21 protein-coding genes are annotated in these 23,138 nt (G+C 58.7%); 7 read left to right on the forward strand and 14 right to left on the reverse strand.

The genetic code is table 11. The features are described 5' to 3' along the window. Positions 1–118: 118 nt before the first annotated feature. The 9 genes from ACLH1I_RS15325 to citC all read right to left on the reverse strand — a co-directional run bounded on the left by ACLH1I_RS15325 (position 119) and on the right by citC (position 11,100). Entirely contained in the window at positions 119–352 is a 234-nt protein-coding gene (locus ACLH1I_RS15325; RefSeq protein ID WP_198079800.1) for a YgdI/YgdR family lipoprotein, read from the reverse strand. 168 nt (positions 353–520) lie between these two features. After that, positions 521–3,745 carry a carbamoyl-phosphate synthase large subunit gene (gene carB, locus ACLH1I_RS15330; protein ID WP_017901208.1) on the reverse strand — a complete coding sequence of 1,075 codons (3,225 nt, stop codon included), beginning with the start codon at positions 3,743–3,745 and terminating at the stop codon, positions 521–523. A gap of 17 nt (positions 3,746–3,762) precedes the next feature. Continuing rightward, positions 3,763–4,911: a glutamine-hydrolyzing carbamoyl-phosphate synthase small subunit gene (carA, locus tag ACLH1I_RS15335; RefSeq protein ID WP_004204266.1), complete on the reverse strand. Its 1,149-nt coding sequence runs from the start codon at positions 4,909–4,911 to the stop codon at positions 3,763–3,765. A gap of 457 nt (positions 4,912–5,368) precedes the next feature. After that, positions 5,369–6,190 (reverse strand): 4-hydroxy-tetrahydrodipicolinate reductase, encoded by an 822-nt coding sequence (gene dapB / locus ACLH1I_RS15340; protein WP_004204265.1) that lies wholly within the window; start codon positions 6,188–6,190, stop codon positions 5,369–5,371. A 227-nt stretch (positions 6,191–6,417) separates the two neighbouring features. Then, positions 6,418–7,326 (reverse strand): triphosphoribosyl-dephospho-CoA synthase CitG, encoded by a 909-nt coding sequence (citG, locus tag ACLH1I_RS15345; protein ID WP_004204264.1) that lies wholly within the window; start codon positions 7,324–7,326, stop codon positions 6,418–6,420. An 18-nt stretch (positions 7,327–7,344) separates the two neighbouring features. Next, a complete protein-coding gene (citF, locus tag ACLH1I_RS15350) occupies positions 7,345–8,871 on the reverse strand; it encodes a citrate lyase subunit alpha (RefSeq protein ID WP_004204263.1) in 1,527 nt (508 codons plus the stop codon). 10 nt (positions 8,872–8,881) lie between these two features. Continuing rightward, the gene (gene citE, locus ACLH1I_RS15355; protein ID WP_004204262.1) at positions 8,882–9,751 is read right to left on the reverse strand and encodes a citrate (pro-3S)-lyase subunit beta; all 870 of its coding nucleotides are present in this window, start codon (positions 9,749–9,751) and stop codon (positions 8,882–8,884) included. Further along, positions 9,748–10,041, reverse strand: a complete 294-nt coding sequence (gene citD, locus ACLH1I_RS15360; protein WP_198079798.1) for a citrate lyase acyl carrier protein — start codon at positions 10,039–10,041, stop codon at positions 9,748–9,750. Before citD ends, citE begins: the two co-directional genes overlap by 4 nt. Positions 10,042–10,071: 30 nt before the next feature. Then, positions 10,072–11,100, reverse strand: coding sequence for a [citrate (pro-3S)-lyase] ligase (gene citC, locus ACLH1I_RS15365; RefSeq protein ID WP_004204257.1), 1,029 nt, complete (start codon positions 11,098–11,100; stop codon positions 10,072–10,074). Positions 11,101–11,356: 256 nt separating this feature from the next. On the opposite strand from citC, the gene citS reads away from it, so the two are divergent. The 6 genes from citS (at position 11,357) to ACLH1I_RS15395 (ending at position 18,696) form a co-directional block, all read left to right on the forward strand. Further along, on the forward strand, positions 11,357–12,697 hold the full coding sequence (gene citS / locus ACLH1I_RS15370; protein ID WP_004204255.1) for a citrate/sodium symporter CitS: 1,341 nt from the start codon (positions 11,357–11,359) through the stop codon (positions 12,695–12,697). Positions 12,698–12,854: 157 nt separating this feature from the next. Beyond that, the gene (locus ACLH1I_RS15375) at positions 12,855–13,103 is read left to right on the forward strand and encodes an oxaloacetate decarboxylase subunit gamma (RefSeq protein ID WP_004204254.1); all 249 of its coding nucleotides are present in this window, start codon (positions 12,855–12,857) and stop codon (positions 13,101–13,103) included. 15 nt (positions 13,104–13,118) lie between these two features. Further along, the gene (oadA, locus tag ACLH1I_RS15380) at positions 13,119–14,888 is read left to right on the forward strand and encodes a sodium-extruding oxaloacetate decarboxylase subunit alpha (protein ID WP_017901214.1); all 1,770 of its coding nucleotides are present in this window, start codon (positions 13,119–13,121) and stop codon (positions 14,886–14,888) included. A gap of 15 nt (positions 14,889–14,903) precedes the next feature. Then, on the forward strand, positions 14,904–16,205 hold the full coding sequence (locus ACLH1I_RS15385; protein ID WP_004204249.1) for an oxaloacetate decarboxylase subunit beta: 1,302 nt from the start codon (positions 14,904–14,906) through the stop codon (positions 16,203–16,205). 165 nt (positions 16,206–16,370) lie between these two features. Further along, entirely contained in the window at positions 16,371–17,999 is a 1,629-nt protein-coding gene (locus tag ACLH1I_RS15390) for a sensor histidine kinase (RefSeq protein ID WP_048322953.1), read from the forward strand. Further along, positions 17,992–18,696 (forward strand): response regulator, encoded by a 705-nt coding sequence (locus ACLH1I_RS15395; protein WP_017901216.1) that lies wholly within the window; start codon positions 17,992–17,994, stop codon positions 18,694–18,696. Before ACLH1I_RS15390 ends, ACLH1I_RS15395 begins: the two co-directional genes overlap by 8 nt. Before the next feature lie 5 nt (positions 18,697–18,701). On the opposite strand, the gene ACLH1I_RS15400 is transcribed toward ACLH1I_RS15395, so the two are convergent. Continuing rightward, positions 18,702–19,331, reverse strand: coding sequence for an alanyl-tRNA editing protein (locus ACLH1I_RS15400; RefSeq protein ID WP_198079797.1), 630 nt, complete (start codon positions 19,329–19,331; stop codon positions 18,702–18,704). Between the two features lie 92 nt (positions 19,332–19,423). Between ACLH1I_RS15400 and ACLH1I_RS15405 the strand changes: the two genes are divergently transcribed. Next, positions 19,424–20,353, forward strand: a complete 930-nt coding sequence (locus ACLH1I_RS15405) for a LysR family transcriptional regulator (RefSeq protein ID WP_049093225.1) — start codon at positions 19,424–19,426, stop codon at positions 20,351–20,353. On the opposite strand, the gene ACLH1I_RS15410 is transcribed toward ACLH1I_RS15405, so the two are convergent. From ACLH1I_RS15410 to fkpB, 4 genes are all read right to left on the reverse strand, one after another. Next, the gene (locus tag ACLH1I_RS15410) at positions 20,316–20,666 is read right to left on the reverse strand and encodes a DUF805 domain-containing protein (protein WP_198079795.1); all 351 of its coding nucleotides are present in this window, start codon (positions 20,664–20,666) and stop codon (positions 20,316–20,318) included. The genes ACLH1I_RS15405 and ACLH1I_RS15410 overlap by 38 nt on opposite strands. Before the next feature lie 29 nt (positions 20,667–20,695). Continuing rightward, a complete protein-coding gene (gene rihC / locus ACLH1I_RS15415; protein ID WP_004204242.1) occupies positions 20,696–21,610 on the reverse strand; it encodes a ribonucleoside hydrolase RihC in 915 nt (304 codons plus the stop codon). A gap of 66 nt (positions 21,611–21,676) precedes the next feature. Continuing rightward, entirely contained in the window at positions 21,677–22,627 is a 951-nt protein-coding gene (gene ispH, locus ACLH1I_RS15420; protein ID WP_002887979.1) for a 4-hydroxy-3-methylbut-2-enyl diphosphate reductase, read from the reverse strand. Between the two features lies 1 nt (position 22,628). After that, positions 22,629–23,078 (reverse strand): FKBP-type peptidyl-prolyl cis-trans isomerase, encoded by a 450-nt coding sequence (gene fkpB / locus ACLH1I_RS15425; protein ID WP_004204241.1) that lies wholly within the window; start codon positions 23,076–23,078, stop codon positions 22,629–22,631. Positions 23,079–23,138 lie beyond the last annotated feature (60 nt).

Raw genomic sequence — 23,138 nt, forward strand, 5'->3', positions numbered from 1 at the left:
TTAGCTCTTGTCGTAATCAGCAAGAGTGTAGACAGTTAAATGAACCGCTTACAATGATAACTGTGATTTATGTCGCGGTGGTGGACACAACGCGCGCCTGAATGGCAAACGTCAGGCCTTAATTATCCAGCTCATCCATAGATTTCACCTGATCGCGGTTAATCTGCTCCACGCGTCCGGTTTCGGCATTTTTGTAAGAGACCAGACCGGTATCATCATCCACCTGCGGTTTACCGCTGGTGACAATGGTCTTGCCGTCGGTGGTTTTGATCGACTGATTCGATGAGCAGCCGGCCACGAACATGATTGCCGTCGCTGCCAGTGCGGATGCCACCAGAATAATGTTCCGCATTGTATCCTCCTGTCTTTTCATCAATAGGTATCGTTATGGTGCTAACTATAGTTAGCCTGACCCGACAGGGGGTTAAAAGCAGAACTCTCTGAAGATGGCCGCAGCCAAAAAAATGGGCTGACGAAGTCGTCAGCCCAGGTGTGTTGCTATCCGGCCAGGCCGGAGCGCTTATTTGGTGATTTGAGCGTGCATTTCCTGAACCGAAATCACCTTGTCGGTGGCGTCAGCGTTCAGCGCCATCGCGGTGGCAAAGCCGCCGTTCAGGGTGGTGTCATAGTGCACCTTGTACTGCAGCGCGCTGCGGCGAATCAGCTTGGAGTCTTCAATCGCCTGACGACCTGCGGTGGTGTTGATGATGTAGGTATATTCGCCATTCTTGATACGGTCCTGAATGTGCGGACGACCTTCATGCACCTTGTTCACCAGACGCGGGTTGATGCCCGCTTCACCCAGCACAATCGCCGTGCCGTGAGTCGCATCCAGCTCGAAGCCAAACTTCAGCAGCTTCGCTGCCAGGTCAACCACGCGCTCTTTGTCGCCTTCGCGGACGGAGAGCAGCGCGCGACCTTGTTTCTTCATGGTCGAGTTGCTGCCCAGCTGCGCTTTGGCGAACGCTTCGGCAAAGGTGCGGCCAACGCCCATCACTTCACCGGTGGAACGCATTTCTGGCCCTAACAGCGGGTCAACGCCCGGGAATTTGTTGAACGGCAGGACCACCTCTTTCACCGAGTAGTACGGCGGGATGATCTCTTTGGTCACGCCCTGCTGCGCCAGCGTCTTACCGGCCATCACGCGCGCCGCCACTTTCGCCAGCGGTACGCCGGTGGCTTTGGAGACGAACGGCACGGTGCGCGCCGCACGCGGGTTGACTTCAATCAGATAGACTTCGTTATCTTTCACCGCGAACTGGACGTTCATCAGACCGCGAACCTGCAGCTCGAAGGCCAGCTTCTGCACCTGCTCGCGCATCACATCCTGAATCTCTTTGCTCAGGGTATAGGCTGGCAGGGAACAGGCGGAGTCGCCGGAGTGGACGCCTGCCTGTTCGATATGCTCCATGATGCCGCCAATCAGCACCATTTCGCCATCGCAGATGGCATCGACATCCACTTCAATCGCGTCGTCGAGGAAGCGGTCCAGCAGCACTGGCGCGTCGTTGGAGACGCTGACCGCAGTCTGGAAGTAGCGGCGCAGATCCTGCTCGTCATAGACGATCTCCATCGCCCGACCGCCGAGCACGTAAGACGGACGCACCACCAGCGGGTAGCCAATCTCTTTCGCTTTCTCTACCGCCTGCTCAATGGCGGTAACGGTGGCGTTCGCCGGCTGCTTCAGCTTCAGACGGTCAACCGCGTGCTGGAAGCGCTCACGATCTTCCGCCCGGTCGATAGCGTCCGGGCTGGTACCGATAACCGGTACGCCTGCGGCTTCCAGGGCGCGCGCCAGCTTCAGCGGAGTCTGCCCGCCGTACTGCACGATAACGCCTTTTGGCTTCTCGATGCGCACGATTTCCAGCACGTCTTCCAGGGTAACCGGCTCGAAGTACAGACGGTCGGAAGTGTCGTAGTCGGTAGAGACGGTTTCCGGGTTACAGTTGACCATGATGGTCTCGTAACCGTCTTCGCGCAGCGCCAGCGAGGCGTGTACGCAGCAGTAGTCAAATTCGATACCCTGACCGATACGGTTCGGGCCGCCGCCGAGGACCATGATTTTATCGCGGTCAACGGACGGGTTGGACTCGCACTCTTCTTCATAGGTGGAGTACATGTAGGCGGTATCGGTGGCGAATTCCGCGGCGCAGGTGTCCACGCGCTTGTAGACAGGGTGCAGGTCATACTGGTCGCGCAGTTTACGGATTTCCGCTTCCCGCACGCCAGCCAGCTTCGCCAGACGCGCATCGGCAAAGCCTTTACGTTTCAGGGTGCGCAGGAAGTCAGCGTCGAGGCCGTTGATGCCCACTTCCGCCACTTTCTCTTCCAGACGGACCAGCTCTTCAATCTGCACCAGGAACCAGCGGTCGATGTTGGTCAGGTTGAAGACGCCGTCAACCGAGAGGCCCGCGCGGAACGCGTCGGCGATGTACCAGATACGCTCAGCGCCGGCGTCTTTCAGCTCGCGGCGGATTTTGGTCAGCGCTTCCGGATCGTCGAGGCTCACTTTCGGATCGAAGCCGGTGGCGCCCACTTCCAGACCGCGCAGCGCTTTCTGCAAGGATTCCTGCTGGGTACGGCCAATCGCCATCACTTCGCCGACGGACTTCATCTGGGTGGTCAGACGGTCATTGGCGCCGGCGAATTTTTCGAAGTTAAAGCGTGGGATTTTAGTGACCACGTAGTCGATGGACGGCTCGAAGGAAGCCGGGGTACGGCCGCCGGTGATGTCGTTCATCAGCTCGTCGAGGGTGTAACCTACTGCCAGCTTGGCTGCCACTTTGGCAATCGGGAAACCGGTGGCTTTGGAGGCCAGCGCCGAGGAGCGGGAAACGCGCGGGTTCATTTCAATAACGATCAGGCGACCGTTTTTCGGGTTGACCGCGAACTGAACGTTAGAGCCGCCGGTTTCGACGCCGATTTCACGCAGCACCGCCATCGAGGCGTTACGCATGATTTGGTATTCTTTGTCGGTCAGGGTCTGCGCCGGCGCAACGGTGATGGAATCACCGGTGTGGATCCCCATGGCGTCGAAGTTTTCGATAGAGCAGACGATGATGCAGTTGTCGTTCTTATCGCGCACCACTTCCATCTCATACTCTTTCCAGCCGATCAGCGATTCATCAATCAGCAGCTCGTTGGTAGGAGAGAGATCCAGGCCGCGGGTACAAATCTCTTCAAACTCTTCGCGGTTATAGGCGATGCCGCCGCCGGTGCCACCCATGGTGAACGACGGACGGATGATGCACGGATAGCCGACGTCAGCCGCTACCGCCAGCGCCTCTTCCATCGTATGGGCGATACCTGAACGCGCGGTGTCGAGACCGATTTTTTTCATCGCGATATCGAAACGGCGACGGTCTTCGGCCTTGTCAATCGCATCGGCGGTGGCGCCAATCATGGTCACACCGAATTCAGCCAGCACTCCCTGACGCTCCAGCTCCAGCGCGCAGTTCAGCGCCGTCTGGCCGCCCATGGTCGGCAGCACCGCGTCCGGGCGCTCTTTTTCGATGATTTTGCGCACCACTTCCCAGTGAATCGGCTCGATGTAGGTGGCATCGGCCATTTCCGGGTCGGTCATGATGGTCGCTGGGTTAGAGTTCACCAGGATAACGCGGTAGCCCTCTTCGCGCAGGGCTTTACAGGCCTGGGCGCCGGAGTAGTCAAACTCGCACGCCTGACCGATAACAATCGGGCCCGCGCCCAGAATCAGGATACTTTGTATGTCTGTACGTTTTGGCATGGCTCTTTTACTCCTGATTATTTCGCGGACTGACGGTATTGCTCAATTAACTCGATAAAGTGGTCGAACAGCGGCGCGGCATCGTGCGGCCCCGGGCTCGCTTCAGGGTGCCCCTGGAAGCTGAACGCCGGCTTGTCGGTGCGATGGATCCCCTGCAGGGTGCCGTCGAACAGCGACTTGTGGGTCACGCGCAGGTTGGCCGGCAGCGTCGCCTCATCCACGGCGAAGCCGTGGTTCTGGGCGGTGATCATCACCACGTTGTTATCAATATCTTTCACCGGGTGGTTGCCGCCGTGGTGGCCGAACTTCATCTTAATGGTCCTGGCGCCGCTCGCCAGCGCCAGCAGCTGATGGCCGAGGCAGATGCCGAACACCGGAATATCGGTCTCGAGGAATTTTTCAATCGCCTCGATAGCGTAATCACACGGCGCCGGGTCGCCAGGGCCGTTGGAGAGGAAAATGCCGTCCGGATTCAGCGCCAGCACATCCGCCGCCGACGTCTTCGCCGGCACCACCGTCAGGCGGCAGCCGCGGTCAACCAGCATGCGCAGGATGTTGCGTTTCGCGCCGAAGTCATACGCCACGACGTGGAACGGCAGCTCGCTTTCCGCTTTCGCTTCCGGCAGGTCGCCCGCCAGGGTCCAGCTGCCTTGCGTCCAGCTGTAGGTTTCTGCGGTGGTCACTTCCTTCGCCAGGTCCATGCCGTTCAGGCCCGGGAATGCTTTCGCTTTTTCCAGCGCCAGCTGGGCATCCGGGCTGTCGCCCGCGATGATGCAGCCATTCTGCGCCCCTTTCTCACGCAGCAGACGCGTCAGCTTGCGGGTATCGATATCGGCAATCGCCACGATGTTATGGCGCTTCAGATAGGAAGAGAGGTCTTCGGTACTGCGGAAGTTGCTGGCAATCAGCGGCAGGTCGCGAATAACCAGACCCTGAGCATGTACCTGAGAAGATTCTTCATCGGCGGCGTTGGTGCCGACATTACCAATATGAGGATAAGTAAGAGTGACGATTTGGCGGGAATAGGAAGGATCAGTGAGGATTTCTTGATAACCGGTCATTGAAGTATTGAAAACGACTTCCCCAACCGCCGTGCCGGTTGCCCCGATGGCCCGACCGTGAAACTGGGTTCCGTCTTCCAGAACCAATAGCGCTGACTTAATCAAAACATCCTCCAGAGAATATCCACTCACTTTATTTGCATATTAATTCATAAACACGATCTGAATCAATGCAAATCTGTTGCCCGCAGATTTTTGGCAAACGGCGGCATTCTGGAGAGATGTCGGATAAAAGTCAACTTAAAGCGGAGATTTTTAATGTCATTTTACGCCACTGGCGCATAACATGTGATTTTTACGCCAAAAAGATCAACAAACCTGGCTGAGAAAACGCTTGCGGACGGCGAAGAGTGTAAAATCTGGCGCTGGACGGCAAAAAAGTGGACCAGATGGTCAAAATTTACATTTCATTCACTTAAAAACCGAACAACACCCTAACTTATAGCCCATTCAGAAAAATAACAACCTAAAGCGGCCAAAAATAAAAAAGGGCAACAAAATATTGCCCCTTGCATCAATAACTTATTGATAGCAATAACCACATCACGATGGGTAATAATCGTTATAAACTATTCAGATCCAGCACATCACGCATATCAAAGAGTCCGCTTTTCTTGCCTTTCAGCCACAATGCAGAGCGAACCGCGCCATTAGCAAAGGTCATTCGACTGGAGGCTTTATGGGTGATCTCGATACGTTCGCCAATATCAGCAAACATCGCCGTATGCTCCCCGACGATATCCCCCGCGCGGACGGTGGCGAAGCCAATGGTGCCCGGGACGCGTTCGCCAGTGTGGCCTTCACGACTGTAGACCGCGCAGTCCTTGAGATCTTTGTTCAATGCTCCGGCGATCGCTTCGCCCATCGCCAGCGCGGTGCCTGACGGCGCATCCACTTTATGCCGATGGTGCGCTTCGATAATTTCGATGTCGGTGTAGTCGCCCATCACCTTCGCCGCCTTCTCCAGCAGCTTTAACAGGACATTGACGCCGACGCTAAAGTTCGCGGCGAAGACAATGGCAATCTCCTGCGCGGCGTCGCGAATCGCCTGCTTGCCGGCGTCGTCAAAACCGGTGGTGCCGATGACCATCCCTTTGCCGTGGTCGCGGCAAAACGCCAGATGGTTCAGCGTGCCTTCCGGGCGGGTAAAATCGATCAACACGTCGAAATCATCTTTTACCGCCGTCAGGCTGCTCTGCACCGTGACGCCCGCTTTGCCGGCGCCCGCCAGCTCGCCGGCGTCGCTGCCCACCAGGCTGGACCCTTCGCGCTCCAGCGCCGCGCCCAGCGCCACTCCATCCATCTGCAGCGCAGCCTGAATTAACTGGCGTCCCATCCGGCCGCCCGCGCCGGCGATGGCCACGCGGATTTGTGCATCATGCATAGCTATTCTCTTTTGTTAACATTACGTAAATTGTTTTCAGAGTAACCAGCCCGTCAGCGGGCCGCTACTCAAAAACGCCGATAATTAGAAATTTATGACAAACGGCGGACGATATCAGTAAAAACTATACGATTGTGCCGCAATTCCTCGTTTACGCAGTGATAACCAGGATGGCGAATGATGATGCCCCGCCCGCACGGTGCGGGCGAAGGCCATGTTGCAGAGGGTTACAGCGGGAAAAGCGCGCCGGCGGGAAACGCGGATAAAAACCAGGTCACCGCCAGCAGATCGGCGCTACCGCCGGGGCTGAGATGGCGGGCAATCAGATCGTCATCAAACTGGCGCAGCGCCTCCAGGCCACCGTCAGCCAGTACGCCGCCCTGCCACAGCAGCCGCTGCGCCTCCTGCTGGACATAGTTCAGCCCGGCCAGCCCGCCGCGAGACACCAGATTGGTGTCATCATTCCATGCCATCAGATGCAGCAGGGTTTGCAGCAGCGCCAGATTGCTGTCGCCAGTCTCCTCCATCATGCGGTTAAAGACCGGTAACGCCTGGGTACGCACGGTCAGGAATCCGCTCTCCGCCTCGCCGCGGGCGCCGGAGAAACCGTAGCGCAGAAAATGAATCTCGCCTTTGCTCAGCCGTTCCCCGCTGGCGGAGGACAATTCCTGCATAACCATGCCGCGACAGAAGCGCGCCACCTGGTCGCAAAGCCGGTGCTGCTCTACCGGCTCGCCTTTCGAGACCAGCCTGCCCGCCGCCGCGCTGAGCAGGCCAAAAGCGAAGATCGCCCCTCGATGGGTATTCACCCCGCCGGTGACCTCCAGCATATCGTTCTCGCAGGCCATTCCCACCGGACGCAGCATCATCAATACCTGCTCCGGCGCGACTGCCGCGGTATCGTGGCCCATGATAAAAAACTTCTCCATCCACGGCGCCACCACCGCGGTACTGGCCTCAAACGAGGCCAGATCCATATCCCGGTGCGCGCCAGCGTTACGAATATCCACCAGCCCGGGCTTTGGGGTCAGGCGAACTTCGGTCAACAGCGCGCGCTCTACCGCGCTGACCACCTCTTCGGCGCTCAGTGGTTTCCCGCGTAGCACACGCGGAGGTTGAATTAACACGTCGCTCATAGCCTTTCCCCTCTGCGCTTAGTCGCTGTTTTTCACCTGATGGATCACATCGATGACCGAACCGTCGCGATAGCGGACTACCGCCACCACCCGATCGGTAAATTCGATCGCTTTCGGTTTGCCCGTCAGCAGCTCCGCGCGCTGCTGCAGTTCCTCAATGGTCATCAGCGGAATACCGGCGTTGCGTAAATTGTCGATCAGGTCCTGGCGCGCCGGGTTTACCGCAATGCCATGGTCGGTGACCAGCACATCCACGCTGGCTCCCGGCGTCACGCGGGTCAGCACTTTTTCCACGACGCAGGGAATGCGACCGCGAACTAACGGTGCGGTAATGATGGTCAGATCCGCGCCGGCGGCGGTATCGCTATGTCCGCCTGACGCGCCGCGCAGCACGCCGTTGGAGCCGGTCATCACGTTGACGTTAAAGTCGGTGTCAATTTCCAGCGCGCTGAGCATCACTACGTTTAAGCGCTCGCAGGAGGCCCCTTTGGAACCCGGGCTGGCATACTGATTAGTAGAGATTTCGACGTGGTTCGGGTTCTGCGCCAGCGAGCGCGCCGCATCGCCATCGAACGATTGGGTGTCGAGCAGCGTTTTAATCAGCCCTTTCTCATGCAGGTCGACCATCGTCCCGGTGATGCCGCCAAGGCCGAAACTGGCGGTAATGCCGTTGCGGCGCATTTTGTCTTCCAGGAAGCGGCTCACCGCCAGCGAGGCGCCGCCGGTGCCGGTCTGCAGCGAGAAACCATCTTTAAAGTAACCGGAATGTTCAACCACTTTCGCCGCCTGGCGGGCGATCAGCAGCTCGCGCGGGTTGCTGGTCAAACGAATGGCGCCCGCGGTGATTTTTTGCGGATCGCCCACTTCGTCCACCTGAACGATCAGATCCACCTGATCCTGGGCGATACTGGCCGGATAGTTAGGGTAATCCACCCACTCTTCGGTCAACAGCACGACGCATTTGGCATGTTCCGCATCAACGCGCGCGTAGCCCAGCGAGCCGCAGCGCGACTTACCGCTAAAGCCGTTGGCGTTGCCAAACTCATCGCAGCAGGGAACGCCGAGGAACGCCACGTCAATGGACAGCTCACCGCTTTGGATCAGCTGTACGCGACCACCGTGAGAGTGGATCTGCACCGGATTTTCCATCAGGCCGGCGGAGATCTCCTCGCCAAGCTTGCCGCGCAGACCGGAGGTGTAGATCTGACGGATCACGCCGTTTTTAATATGCTCAATCAGCGGCCAGTGGGCGTCGATCAGCGAACTGGACGCCAGGGTCAGATCGCGAAATCCCATCTCCGCTAGCTTCGCCACCACCATATTGACCACTTTGTCACCGCCGCGAAACGCGTGGTGGAACGAGATGGTCATGCCGTTTTGCAGGCCGGAGCGACGGATTGCCGTTTCCAGCGAGTCGCAGATTTTACGCTGACGCTTTTCCGTCTCACTAGCCAGCCACGGACTTTTCGCCGTCACGCCGTTGTAAGGGGTCAATCCTTCCGGCATCACGTACTGCTGATTAAGCATTGCTACTGTCTCTTTCATCTTATTCCCCTTAATCACGAATACCGGAAGCCGAAAGCGCCACCACTTTGTGCGCGTGGTCGATAATCGGTCCATCGATCATCTTACCGTTCAGCGACACCACGCCCAGACCGCGCGACTCTGCCTCTTCCGCCGCGGCAATCACCTCCAGCGCATGGTCGACCTCTTTTCGCGTCGGGGCATAGACCTGGTGCAGCAGTTCGATCTGGCGCGGGTTGACCAGTGATTTCCCGTTGAAGCCGAGGTTCTTCGCCAGATTCGCTTCCGCAAGAAATCCCTCTTCATTATTAATATCCGACCACACCACGTCATAGGCGGCGATGCCGGCAACCCGCGCAGCATGTAGCACGGCGCAGCGGGCATAGAACAGCTCAGTGCCGTCGCCGCGGGAGGTGCCCATATCCATCACGTAATCGAAAGCCGCCAGCGCGATGGCCGACAGACGCGGGCTGGCGCGGGCGATCTCGACCGCGTTTACCACCCCCAACGCCGACTCGATGGCCGCCATGAGCCTGGTGCTGCCCACTTCGCGGCCGCACGCACGCTCAATACGCTCAACGTGAGCTTCCAGCTCATGGATATCTTCTTTGCTGTCGGTTTTCGGCAGGCGCACCATATCCACGCCCGCACGAACCACGGCTTCCAGATCGGCCAGTCCAAACGGGGTATTTAGTGGGTTAATGCGCACCACCGTTTCGATATCCTGATACAGCGGGTGCTGCAGCGCCTGATACACCAGCAGACGAGCGGTATCTTTCTCGCGCAGCGAAACGGCATCTTCAAGGTCGAACATCACCGCATCGGCGCCGTAGACGAATGAAGTACTTAACATGGCGGCATTGGCGCCGGGGATAAACAGCATACTGCGACGTGGTTTCATAGCTGGCTCCATTGCAATTGAGACTGTTGCGCCGCACGCAGGGCCGCAGCCTGAACTCGGGCGCGCAGAACGCACTCCAGCGCCCCTTTATCATCCACCACCACGTTGGCCTGGCTAACACCGAGCTGCGTCAGGGTTTCTCTGACCACTCGCTCAATCGCATCGCCAAACTGCTGCTTCTCAATGCTGTCGATCTCCAGTTGAATGCCCGGCTGCGTCGCCGGCCCAATCCTGACCATCACATCGCTGGACTCCAGCGTGCCGGCCAGGGCGTCAATCTTCATTTCCATAGAGGCAAATCCTTTGTTATGGCGTAAAAATCAGGCGGTTTGATGTTCGCTTTCCGCCAGTTGCATCAGAAAAGAGAGGGTTCCCGGCGGCACCAGCGCCGCCACCGCCTGCCAGTTGCGCTGCCGGTACAGTTCGCGCACCCTTGAAGCCGATATCGGCCCGCCGTTTTTTTCGATCCGCGCCAGCTCAACGACCTCAACAGGCGGTGCGTCGCCCGGCGCTGCCAGCAACGCTTTCATACGCTGGTTGTAATGGCGGGTCAGCGAACACAGCGGCTCGGTGCCGACAAAACGATGGGTTATCTTCAGCGCCGGGGCTAAATGTTCGCGGAACAGCTGGAGATCGATCTGGTTGTGGCAGTCATCCACCACCCCCTGTTCTTTGAGGAAGTAGCCGGGGAAGGTGGCCCGCGAGATGAGGTATGCCGAACCGGGATGCAGCGTCACTTTGTCGATGCCGGCAATCCCTTTTTCGATTAGCGTGTAGCGATCCTGATACGTGAAACGGGAGGCATCCTCTTTCACCACAAACAGGTGTAGCCAGTCGCATTGACGGGCCGCCTGCTCCACCAGCCAGCGGTGGCCGAGCGTGAACGGGTTGGCGTTCATCACGATAGCGCCGATTTTGCGTCCCGGCTGACGGTACATCGCCAGCTGGCGGCAGTAGCGGGTCAGCCGTTCGCGGCTATTTTCCAGTAACACGGCGAGATTGCCGGCCTGCGCAATTGGCCAGAAGCCGGCGCCGGCAAAGAGCGCGGCGTTACAGGGCTTAGTGAATAAAAACAGTTCGCTGCGCCCCAGTTCGTAAGCCAGGGTGAGTAATTCTGTCAGTAGCTTAAGGCTCAGCCCCTCCCCCTGCAGCGAGGGGTCGATAGCGATGCACTTCAGCACGTTGCCGGCGATGGCGCCGCAGCCGACCAGCCGCTGCCGGTACTCGGCGATAATGGCCATTTCGCAATCAGCCTCTAATGAGAGCTGATGCTGACGGAGAAAGAGGTCAATCGCCTCTCGCCGCGATTTATCCTTCCGTAGCTGAACGCGTTTTAATATCAGAGTCATTTTTTAGCGCTTCGTTATTCCAAAACGACCTGTATTTCGCCAGCGTTCGGCTATCGATTCTTGTATTTAAATCACAGTTTTTCTCGTCGCTTAATTGGCTTTATGGTTTTTATGTTGTTAATTCATTCAGCATAATAAAAATAATTAAATTAATTAAAAACACGAGTATTCAGTGAAGGTTATCACACCTTAACACTGAGTCTATTTATTACTATGCGCCGGTCTTATTACTTCATTGATAAACAGGATAACGTTTATGACTAACATGAGCCAGGCTCCGGCGACGGAGAAAAAAGGCGTGAGCGACCTGCTGGGATTTAAAATCTTCGGCATGCCGTTACCCCTTTATGCGTTTGCGTTAATTACGCTATTACTTTCCCACTTCTTTAATGCGTTACCCACCGACCTGGTTGGCGGCTTTGCCATTATGTTTATTATCGGCGCCCTGTTTGGCGAAATAGGTAAACGCCTGCCGATATTCAACAAATATATCGGTGGTGCGCCAGTGATGATCTTTCTGGTGGCAGCATATTTCGTTTATGCCGGTATTTTCACGCAGAAAGAGATCGATGCCATCAGTAACGTCATGGATGAGAGTAACTTCCTTAACTTATTCATCGCCGTATTAATTACCGGCGCGATCCTGTCGGTAAACCGTCGTCTGCTGCTGAAATCGCTGCTCGGCTACATCCCGACCATTCTGATGGGCATTGTCGGCGCGTCGATTTTCGGTATCGTCATCGGCCTGGTGTTCGGCATCCCGATGGATCGCATTATGATGCTGTACGTCCTGCCGATCATGGGCGGCGGCAACGGCGCGGGCGCGGTACCGCTGTCGGAAATTTATCACTCCGTTACCGGTCGGTCTCGCGAAGAGTACTATTCAACCGCTATCGCTATTCTGACCATCGCCAATATCTTTGCCATCGTCTTTGCCGCCGTACTCGATATCATCGGTAAAAAACACACCTGGCTGAGCGGCGAGGGCGAGCTGGTGCGCAAAGCCTCGTTTAAAGTCGAAGAAGACGAAAAAGCGGGCCAGATCACTCATCGCGAAACCGCCGTCGGCATGGTGCTGGCCACCACCTGCTTCCTGCTGGCCTACGTGATGGCGAAGAAAATCCTGCCCAGCATTGGCGGCGTATCGATTCACTATTTTGCCTGGATGGTGCTGATCGTCGCGGCGCTGAACGCCTCTGGCCTCTGCACACCCGAAATCAAAGCTGGCGCCAAACGCCTGTCGGATTTCTTTTCCAAACAGCTGTTGTGGGTGCTGATGGTCGGCGTCGGCGTCTGCTACACCGACCTGCAGGAAATCATCAACGCTATTACCTTCGCTAACGTCGTCATCGCCGCGGTTATCGTCGTTGGCGCGGTGGTTGGCGCGGCCCTGGGCGGCTGGATGATTGGCTTCTTCCCGATTGAATCAGCGATCACCGCGGGTCTGTGCATGGCCAACCGCGGCGGTTCCGGTGACCTGGAAGTGCTCTCTGCCTGTAACCGTATGAACCTTATCTCTTATGCGCAAATCTCCTCCCGCTTGGGTGGCGGTATTGTGCTGGTCATCGCCAGCATCGTGTTCGGCATGATGATTTAACCCATTTGCACGATGGCGCCGTTGAACGGACGACGACTAGCATCGCCAGGGTCCAATGCCGGGAGCGGCAGAGGGAAATCCACCCTGCTCCTTAGCCGGGAATGCCAGAAACGTCGCCAGGCAGCGCGCCATCGTGCCCCTATTTTGAGAGGTATACATGACTGATGCTGCGCTGCTAGGCGAAGGCTTCACCCTGATGTTTCTCGGCATGGGCTTTGTGCTGGTGTTCCTGCTGCTGCTCATCTTCGCCATCCAGGGGATGTCCCTCGCCGTTAACCGTCTGTTTCCCGAGCCGCTTCCGGCGTCAAAACCGGCACCGGCCGCCGTCGCGCCCGCCGACGACTTCGCCCGCTTAAAGCCGGCGATTGTCGCCGCCATTCACCACCATCGCCGTTTGCACCCTTAATTCACGGAGGAATTCATGACCGTTGCCATTACCGATGTCGTCCTGCGCGACGCCCACCAGTCCCTGTTCGCCACCCGCCTGCGCCTCGACGATATGCTCCCCGTCGCCGCTCAGCTTGACGACGTCGGCTACCGCTCCCTCGAGTGCTGGGGCGGGGCCACCTTTGATGCCTGCATCCGCTTTCTCGGCGAGGACCCGTGGGTCCGCCTGCGCGAGCTAAAAAAAGCGATGCCGAAAACCCCGCTGCAGATGCTGCTCCGCGGCCAGAACCTGCTCGGCTACCGCCACTACGCCGATGACGTGGTGGCGCGCTTCGTGGAGCGCGCCGTCAAAAACGGCATGGACGTCTTCCGTGTCTTCGACGCCATGAACGACCCGCGCAACATGCAGGCCGCCCTGCAGGCGGTGCGCAGCCACGGCGCCCACGCCCAGGGCACGCTTTCGTACACCACCAGCCCGGCGCACATCCTGCAGACCTGGCTCGACCTCACCGAACAGCTGCTGGAGACCGGCGTCGACTCCATCGCCATCAAGGACATGTCCGGCATTCTGACGCCGCATGCCGCCTTTGAGCTGGTCAGCGAAATCAAAAAACGCTACGACGTCACCCTGCACCTGCACTGCCACGCCACCACCGGCATGGCGGAGATGGCCCTGCTGAAGGCCATTGAAGCCGGGGTCGACGGCGTGGATACGGCGATTTCGTCCATGAGCGCCACCTACGGCCATCCGGCAACCGAAGCGCTGGTGGCCACCCTCGCCGGCACGCCGTACGACACCGGCCTCAATATCCACAAGCTGGAGAGCATCGCGGCCTACTTCCGCGAGGTGCGTAAGAAGTACCACGCCTTCGAAGGGCAGCTGAAAGGCACCGACAGCCGTATCCTCGTCGCCCAGGTGCCGGGCGGGATGCTCACCAACCTCGAAGGCCAGCTGAAGCAACAGAGCGCCGCCCACCGTCTGGATGAAGTGCTGGCGGAAATCCCTCGCGTGCGCGAGGACCTCGGTTTCATCCCGCTGGTCACCCCGACCTCGCAGATTGTCGGCACCCAGGCGGTGCTCAACGTCCTCACCGGCGAGCGCTACAAAACCATCGCGAAGGAGACCGCCGGCATTCTGAAAGGTGAATACGGCCACACTCCGGCGCCGGTGAACGCCGCCCTGCAGGCGCGGGTACTCGAGGGCGCAGAGGCCATCACTTGCCGCCCGGCGGACCTGCTGAAGCCGGAGCTGGCGCAGCTGGAAGCCGACGTCAGACGCCAGGCGCAGGAGAAGGGCATCACGCTTGCCGAAAACGCCATCGACGACGTGCTCACCGTGGCGCTGTTCCCGCAAATAGGCCTCAAGTTCCTCGAAAACCGCCACAATCCGGCAGCCTTTGAACCGCTGCCGCAGCTGGAAGAAGCCAGACCTGCCGCGAAGGCTGAGAAACCAGCCGCCTCCGGCGTCTACACCGTGGAAGTGGAAGGCAAGGCCTTTGTGGTGAAGGTCAGCGACGGCGGCGACGTCAGCCAGCTCAGCGCCGCGCCGGTGGCCGCTACGCCTGCTGCCGCCCCGGCCCCGGCCGGCGCCGGCACCCCGGTGACCGCCCCGCTGGCGGGCAATATCTGGAAGGTGCTGGCCGCGGAAGGCCAGGCGGTGGCCGAAGGCGAGGTGCTGCTGATTCTGGAAGCCATGAAGATGGAGACCGAAATCCGCGCCGCGCAGGCCGGCACCGTGCGCGGTATCGCGGTGAAGTCCGGCGACGCGGTGGCGGTCGGCGACACCCTGATGACCCTGGCGTAAGGACGAGGAGCGGAAATGGAAAGTCTGAACGCCCTGATTCAGGGGATGGGGCTGATGCACCTGGGGTTCGGCCAGGCGGTGATGCTGCTGGTCAGCCTGCTGCTGCTCTGGCTGGCGATTGCCAGGAAGTTCGAGCCGTTACTGCTGCTGCCGATTGGCTTCGGCGGCCTGCTCTCCAATATTCCGGAGGCCGGGCTAGCGCTCACCGCCCTGGAGAGCCTGCTGGCCCACCACGACCCGGCGCAGCTGGCGGTGATTGCCGCGAAGCTCCACTGCGCGCCGGACGTCCACGCCATTAAGGACGCGCTGGCCCTGGCCCTGCCGTCGGTGCAGGGGCAGATGGAGAGCCTGGCGGTGGACATGGGCTACTCCGCCGGGGTGCTGGCCATCTTCTATAAGGTGGCGATTGGCTCGGGCATCGCGCCGCTGGTAATTTTCATGGGCGTCGGGGCGATGACCGATTTCGGCCCGCTGCTGGCCAACCCGCGCACCCTGCTGCTGGGGGCGGCGGCGCAGTTCGGTATCTTCGCCACCGTGCTCGGGGCGCTGACGCTGAACTACTTCGGCATCATCAGCTTCACCCTGCCGCAGGCGGCGGCCATCGGCATCATCGGCGGCGCCGACGGCCCGACGGCTATCTACCTGTCGGGCAAGCTGGCGCCGGAGCTGCTGGGGGCCATCGCGGTGGCGGCCTACTCCTACATGGCGCTGGTGCCGCTGATCCAGCCGCCGATCATGAAGGCGCTGACCACGAATAAGGAGCGGAAGATCCGCATGGTGCAGCTGCGTACGGTGAGTAAGCGGGAGAAGATCCTCTTCCCGGCGGTGCTGTTGCTGCTGGTGGCGCTCCTGCTGCCGGACGCCGCGCCGCTGCTGGGGATGTTCTGCTTCGGCAACCTGATGCGCGAGAGCGGGGTGGTGGAGCGGCTGAGCGACACGGTGCAGAACGCGCTAATCAACATCGTGACCATCTTCCTCGGGCTGTCGGTGGGAGCCAAGCTGGTGGCGGACAAGTTCCTGCAGCCGCAGACCCTGGGGATCCTGCTGCTGGGGGTGATCGCCTTCTGCGTGGGCACCGCGGCCGGGGTGCTGATGGCGAAGCTGCTGAACAGGTTCAGTAAGAACCCGATCAACCCGCTGATCGGTTCAGCCGGGGTGTCGGCGGTGCCGATGGCGGCGCGGGTGTCGAACAAGGTGGGTCTGGAAGCGGACGGGCAGAACTTCCTGCTGATGCACGCCATGGGCCCGAACGTGGCCGGGGTGATCGGCTCGGCGATCGCCGCCGGGGTGATGCTCAAGTACGTGCTGGCGATGTAGGCCGGCATCCTCTCCGGAGGCGTGGCCGTTACCTCGCCTCCGGGTCAGGATTAACAGCGCCCCCTTGCCATCGATCACTTTTCTGAAATTAGCGGTTCTGTGCGCCATCTGCGGGTTCTCGGGCCGCGAAACGGGGAAACTAATCATTTAATGTCTATTGGCGCTATGTATACCCGAAAAATCACCCACTGGTTTGCCAGGCGATCGTTTCAGAATCGCATCTTCCTGCTGATCTTATTCACCTCGACGATCGTTATGCTGGCGATGTCATGGTATCTGACCGACATTACCGAAGAGCGTCTGCATTACCAGGTCGGGCAGCGGGCGCTGATTCAGGCAATGCAGATTTCGGCGATGCCGGAGCTGGTCGAAGCGGTTCAGAAACGCGATCTCGCCAGAATCAAAGCGCTTATCGATCCCATGCGTTCGTTCTCCGACGCTACCTATATCACCGTCGGTGATGCCAACGGCCAGCGCCTCTATCATGTTAATCCTGATGAAATCGGCAAATCGATGGAGGGCGGCGATAGCGATGAAGCATTGTTAAACGCGAAAAGCTACGTGTCAGTGCGCAAAGGCTCGCTGGGCTCCTCGCTGCGCGGTAAATCACCGATTCAGGACGAGACCGGCAAGGTGATTGGCATTGTGTCGGTAGGCTATACCATTGAACAGTTAGAGAACTGGCTCAGCCTGCAGATAAGCTCGCTGCTGATCCCGATGGCGATCATGTTACTGCTCCTGCTCTACTGCGCCCGCCGCTTCTCGTTGCATATCAAAAAGCAGATGCTGAATATGGAACCTCAACAGCTGTCGCAGCTGTTGATCCAGCAAAGCGTGTTGTTTGAATCCGTGTTCGAAGGGCTCATCGCCATCGACTCCCGTTACAAGATCACCGCGATTAATCAGACTGCCCGCCGGCTGCTCAACCTGAGCCAACCGGAACCGACGCTTATCGGTAAAGGGATCAGCAGCGTTATTTCTCAGGAGGCTTTCTTCTACGATGCGCCGCAGACCAATAAAAAAGACGAGATCGTCACCTTCAATCATATCAAAGTGATCGCCAGCCGGATGGCGGTGATCTTAAATAATGAGCCACAGGGCTGGGTGATCAGCTTTCGTAGTAAAGACGATATCAACACCCTCAGCCTGCAGCTCAGTCAGGTGCAACAGTATGCCGATAACCTGCGCGCCGTGCAGCATGAGCATCGCAATCTGATCTCCACCATCGCCGGCCTGCTGTTTCTTAAACGCTACGATCATGCGCTGGATCTGATCCAACAGCAGTCGGAAAGCCACCAGAAAGTGATCGATTTTATCGCGCGGAATTTCCAGGATAACCATCTGGCCGGGCTGTTGATCGGCAAGTATTACCGCGCCAAAGAGCTCGGTCTGGAACTGGTTTTCGATCCGGCCTGCTTCGTCGACAGATTACCCACCGCCCTTTCTCACAACGAATGGATCTCGATCGTGGGGAATCTGCTTGATAACGCCTACAATGCCAGCCTGCAACAGCCGCAGGGCTCAAAGCAGATAGAGTGCCTGATCAACAGCGACGGCCACGAGGTGATTATCGAGGTCGCCGATCAGGGATGCGGCATTGACGAGACGCTGCGCGATCGGATCTTCGAGCGCGGCGTCACCAGCAGCGTCAGCAAAGATCATGGCATCGGACTCTGGCTGGTTCGCAGCTACGTGGAACAGGCAGGCGGCAGCATCGTCGTCGAAAATAACCTTCCCTTTGGCACCATCTTTACTCTTTATATTCCCCTGACCCGAGATGAACATCATGGATAGCATCACCACTCTTATCGTTGAAGACGAACCTATGCTGGCGGAGATCCTGGTGGATAACATCAAACAGTTTCCCCAGTTCGACGTCATTGGCATTGCGGATAAACTCGAGAGCGCCAGGAAACAACTCAGACTGTATCAACCGCAGCTGATCCTGTTGGATAATTTCTTACCTGATGGCAAAGGTATCGATCTGATCCGCCATGCGGTCAGTACCCATTACAAGGGGCGGATCATCTTTATTACCGCTGATAATCATATGGATACCATCAGCGAAGCGCTGCGCCTGGGGGTGTTCGACTATCTAATTAAGCCGGTGCATTATCAGCGCCTGCAGCACACCCTGGAGCGCTTCGCCCGCTATCGCAGCTCGCTGCGTTCCAGCGAACAGGCCAGCCAGATCCACGTCGATGCGCTGTTTAATATTCAGGCTCGGGAACAGACGGAACCGGCCAGCGCACCGCTACGCGGGATCGATGAAAGCACCTTTCAGCGCGTACTCCAGCTGTTTGCCGACCCGGCGGTGGTACATACCGCCGACTCGCTGGCGCGTATCCTTGGCAGCAGCAAAACCACCGCTCGCCGTTATCTGGAACAGGGAGTGAAGAACGACTTTCTGGAAGCGGAAATCAGCTACGGCAAGGTTGGCCGACCGGAGCGTATTTATCGCGGCAAACAGACCTACCCTGAGCAGAACTGAAACGTTTACGTCAGGGAATAGCTGATCACCAACTGCCCCTTCTTCATCTTAATCTGACTAATGACAATGTCGCCCAGCTCCGCCAGACGGGCGACGTGGGTGCCACCGCAGGGATAGGCGGGCAGCTCGCCGAATCCCACTTTGCGCATGCCGTCAGCGAACGTCACCTGACGCGGTAAATCCTGCGCCTGCCATGCCTTTACTAGCGCCAGTAGCGCACTGGCGTCCGGCAGCGCGGCGCTATTCCTGCTGGCAAAGGTTATCCGCCCTTCGCCGGGCCAGTGGTGCGCTTTCACCGGTTGCAAGCCAAGCTGTTCGCCCGCCAGGCCAAGCAGGTGGCCGGCAGAATGCAGACGAGCATGCAGCTGTCTCGCGGAGGCATCAATTTTCATCTCCACTTCACCGAGGGGAAGGAGTTGCGACAGAATATGCAGCACCCTGTCGCCGCGCACAACCACCGTCTCAACGGCCTGTCCGGCAATCCAGCCGCAATCCGCCGGTTGACCGCCCCCTTGCGGGTGAAACAGCGTCCGATCCAGTTCGATGGCGTAACGGCCATCCGCTTCTGCAGTGCAGGCGATGATCTGGGCGCGCCCGTCGGTAGCATCGCTGGTGTAATAAACCCGTTCAGTCATAGTGATTCTCCTCTCTGTTCGCCCAGTATATTATTAATACCGACAGCGATAATCCCATCATCCGCCAATGCACTCTTGCTCCAGGGGCACAAATGAATCTGAACCTCCTGCCCGACCTTGCCCTCTTCGTACAGATCGTCGACCAGGGCAGCTTCTCCGCCGTCGCCCGCCAGAGCGGCATTACCCCTTCCGCGGTTAGCCGTAGCGTGTCGCGGCTGGAGCGAGAGATGGGCTGCAAACTGCTGCAGCGTACCACTCGCAAGCTGCGTCTGAGCGATGCCGGGGAAACGGTTTACCAGCATGCCCAGCAGATGCTGGAAGCGGCGCGACAGGCGATGGATTCCGCCGGCAGTCGCCAAACGGTCGCCCAGGGAAAGCTGACGCTCAGCGTACCGAAAGCTATCGGCCGCTTTGTGATCCATCCGCTGATGATGGCGTTTTTTCACCGTTACCCGCAGGTTGACGTCTGCCTGCGGCTGGAAGATCGCCCTCTGGATTTTATCGATGACGGTATCGATCTGGCGCTACGCATCACCGATACCCCCTCGCCCGGCCTGCATGGCAAACCGCTGATGCCGGTCACGCACGTTATCTGCGCCACTGAAGCCTATTTACAGCGCCACGGTATGCCGCACACGCCGCAGGAACTGCGGGCGCACAGTTGCATCAGTCTTGGCGAAACGCCTGCCGACGCGCGCTGGAAGTTCCGTCGGGAAGGGAAAACCGAAACGGTGCAAACATACGGGCGGTACGCCGCCAACCATACCGCCGTGCGCCTCGACGCGGTTAAGCAGCATCTGGGGATCGGCAGCCTGCCGCTGTTCACCGCCCGCGAGGCGCTGGCGAATGGCGACATTGTGCAGGTGCTGCCCGAGTGGGAATTTATCAGCAGCTATTCCGGCGATCTGTGGCTGCTGTGGGCGGGAGATAAGCATATGCCCGCCAGAATGCGGGCGATGATTGATTATCTCAGCGAGACGGTGCCTACGCTGAACGCAGGCAGCACAGAGCCAGCGAAATAACCGCAAACCACGGAATGATAACCCCCAGCACGAACCAGATCCCGGAGCGGCCGATGTCATGCATCCGCCGGCAGCCAACTGCCAGCAGGGGGATCGCCATCAATAGCAGCCACAGCGCCGCAAAGGGTATGACCACAAAACTGAGGATGCCGTAGCGAGGGTTTAGGCGGGTTGCCAGACACCAGACGGCCAGCGGCGCGCTGGCGATCAGTAGATTGATAAGAAAAAACGTCCAGAACTGCTGTCGGCTGGCCCGGCCGCTAAAATTAAAGGTCTCTTTCCAGCCGCTCAAATACGCCTGTCCATAGGTCATTGCTTCTCTCCTTGAAGATTGGGTGGGTATTACGGCGCCAGGGCAATCACCTCCGCCGCCCAGCGCTGAAACCCTTCCACGTCGATATCCAGCGCCACCTGGGCGTTCGCCGGCTGACCCAGTCGTCCTTCAATATCCACCACCGTGGTGCCGGCGGTCCAGGTGCCCTGCGTCTCCACCGCCACAAAACATGGCTGCAGAGTGAACAGTTCCGGGCGGGCCAGCCATGCGATAGCGCAGAGATCGTGCATTCGCAGACCACTGCTCATGCTGCCGCTGCGATAGTGGCTAAACAGCGCATGGAGCATTTTACCGGTCTGGTTCAGCGTCGGCAGGGTTGCCAGATAATCCGCCGTCAACAGCGCCCGATTGGTGACGTCCAGCCCGCACATCACAATCTCCAGCCCGCTGTGGAAGACTTTCGCGGCAGCTTCCGGGTCGATGGCAATATTGAATTCGGCATTCGGTGTAAAGTTGCCGCGGCCCGCCGAGCCGCCCATGATCACCAGCCGGCGAATGTTGAACACGCATTCCGGATACTGGGTCAGCAGCAGCGCAATATTGGTCAGCGGGCCAATCGCCACCAGAGTGATCGGCTCGGCAGCGTGCATAAGCGCATCACGGATCGCCTGGAAGGCCGGCTTCGCCAGCGGTTGACGTTGATGCTCAACAAAGTCATACCCTTCCATACCGGATTCGCCATGCACCGAAGCGGCATCGCGCAGGGGACGCACCAGCGGCATCGAAGCGCCCTGCGCCAGCGGCACATCGGCATGCCAGAAGTGCAGCAGCTGCAGCGCGTTACGGGTCGTCTTCTCCACCGAGACATTACCTGCCACGGTGGTCATCAGCTGCAGATCCAGCTCGGGAGCGAACAGCGCCGCAGCAATGGCGGCAGCGTCGTCGATGCCCGGGTCAGTATCAAGAATGATCGGTAAGCGCATGGTTTCTCCCTAAAAAAATGCCAGACGTTAAGTCTGGCATCTTCTCATATTGCAGGCGGAAAGAACTTACTCTACTTCACGGACATCCACACGCAGCTCTTTCGGCACTTCAAAAACGATATTCTCTTCTCGGCCTTCCAGCGGCACCGCTTCGCCACCGCCCAGCTCCTGCAGCCGGGTGATAACGTTCTGCACCAGAATATCCGGCGCCGATGCGCCCGCCGTCACGCCAACGCAGGCCGCATCCTTGACCCAGGCTTCCTGAATATCGGAGGCATCGTCAATCAGGTAGGCTGCCTTACCCATCCGCTGCGCCAGTTCGGCGAGGCGGTTAGAGTTGGAGGAGTTTTTCGAACCGACCACCAGCACCACGTCAGCCTGCTCCGCCAGCGCGCGCACCGCTTCCTGACGGTTAGTGGTGGCATAGCAAATGTCGTCTTTGCGCGGGCCGACGATTTTCGGGAAACGCGCGCGCAGCGCGTCAATCACATCAGAGGTATCGTCCACCGAGAGGGTGGTCTGGGTCATAAACGACAGCCGGGCGTCGTTTTTGACTTCCAGCTTGAGAACATCTTCCGGCGACTCGACCAGGTACATGCCCCCTTGCGGGTTATTGTACTGCCCCATAGTGCCTTCGACTTCCGGGTGTCCGGCATGGCCGATCAGAATCGACTCTTCGCCACGGCGGCTGGCGCGGGCGACTTCCATATGCACTTTCGTCACCAGCGGACAGGTGGCGTCGAACACCGTCAGGTCGCGGCTCTTCGCTTCATTCCGTACCGCCTGCGATACGCCGTGAGCGGAGAAAATCAGGATCGCGCCGTCCGGTACTTCGCTGATCTGTTCGATAAATATGGCGCCGCGCTTGCGCAGGCTATCCACCACATAGCGGTTATGCACCACTTCATGACGAACATAGATCGGCGCGCCGTACAGCGTCAGCGCGTTTTCTACAATGCTGATAGCGCGGTCAACGCCAGCGCAAAAGCCGCGCGGGTTAGCCAACAGGATCTGCATGTTACTCCTCCAGCGCCGGATCGATCTCCAGCACTTCAATATCAAAATGAACGGTGCGCCCGGCCAGCGGATGGTTGAAGTCGACGGTGATGGAATCGCCGTTCACTTCACGGATCACGCCAGGCATTTCGCTGCCATCCATTGCGGTAAAGAGCATAATCGCGCCGATCTCCGGCTCGCCGGCGTCGATAAACTCGCGGCGAGAGAAATACTGAATCAGGTCCGGGCTCGGGACGCCAAAAGCGGCGTCAGGCTCCAGCGAAAAGGCCTTTTTCTCGCCCTCTTTCAGACCAAGAAGCTGTTGCTCCAGCCCTTCAGACAGGGAGGTGTCGCCGAGGCGAAACAGCGCCGGTTTGCCATTGTTACGGGTGGACTCGGCGGTGGATCCATCGTCCAGCTTCAGCGTGAAGTGAACGAGAACCGCGCTGTTGCTCTGTACGGATTTAGACATGCAAATTGCTCGCTTGTTTTAGGTCACCTGTTGCCCGGAGGCGCTACGCTTACCGGGCGA

Origin of the sequence: Klebsiella sp. 1SOBk10mer (genome assembly GCF_046602535.1) — a bacterium.
Classification (GTDB): Bacteria; Pseudomonadota; Gammaproteobacteria; order Enterobacterales; family Enterobacteriaceae; genus Klebsiella; species Klebsiella quasipneumoniae.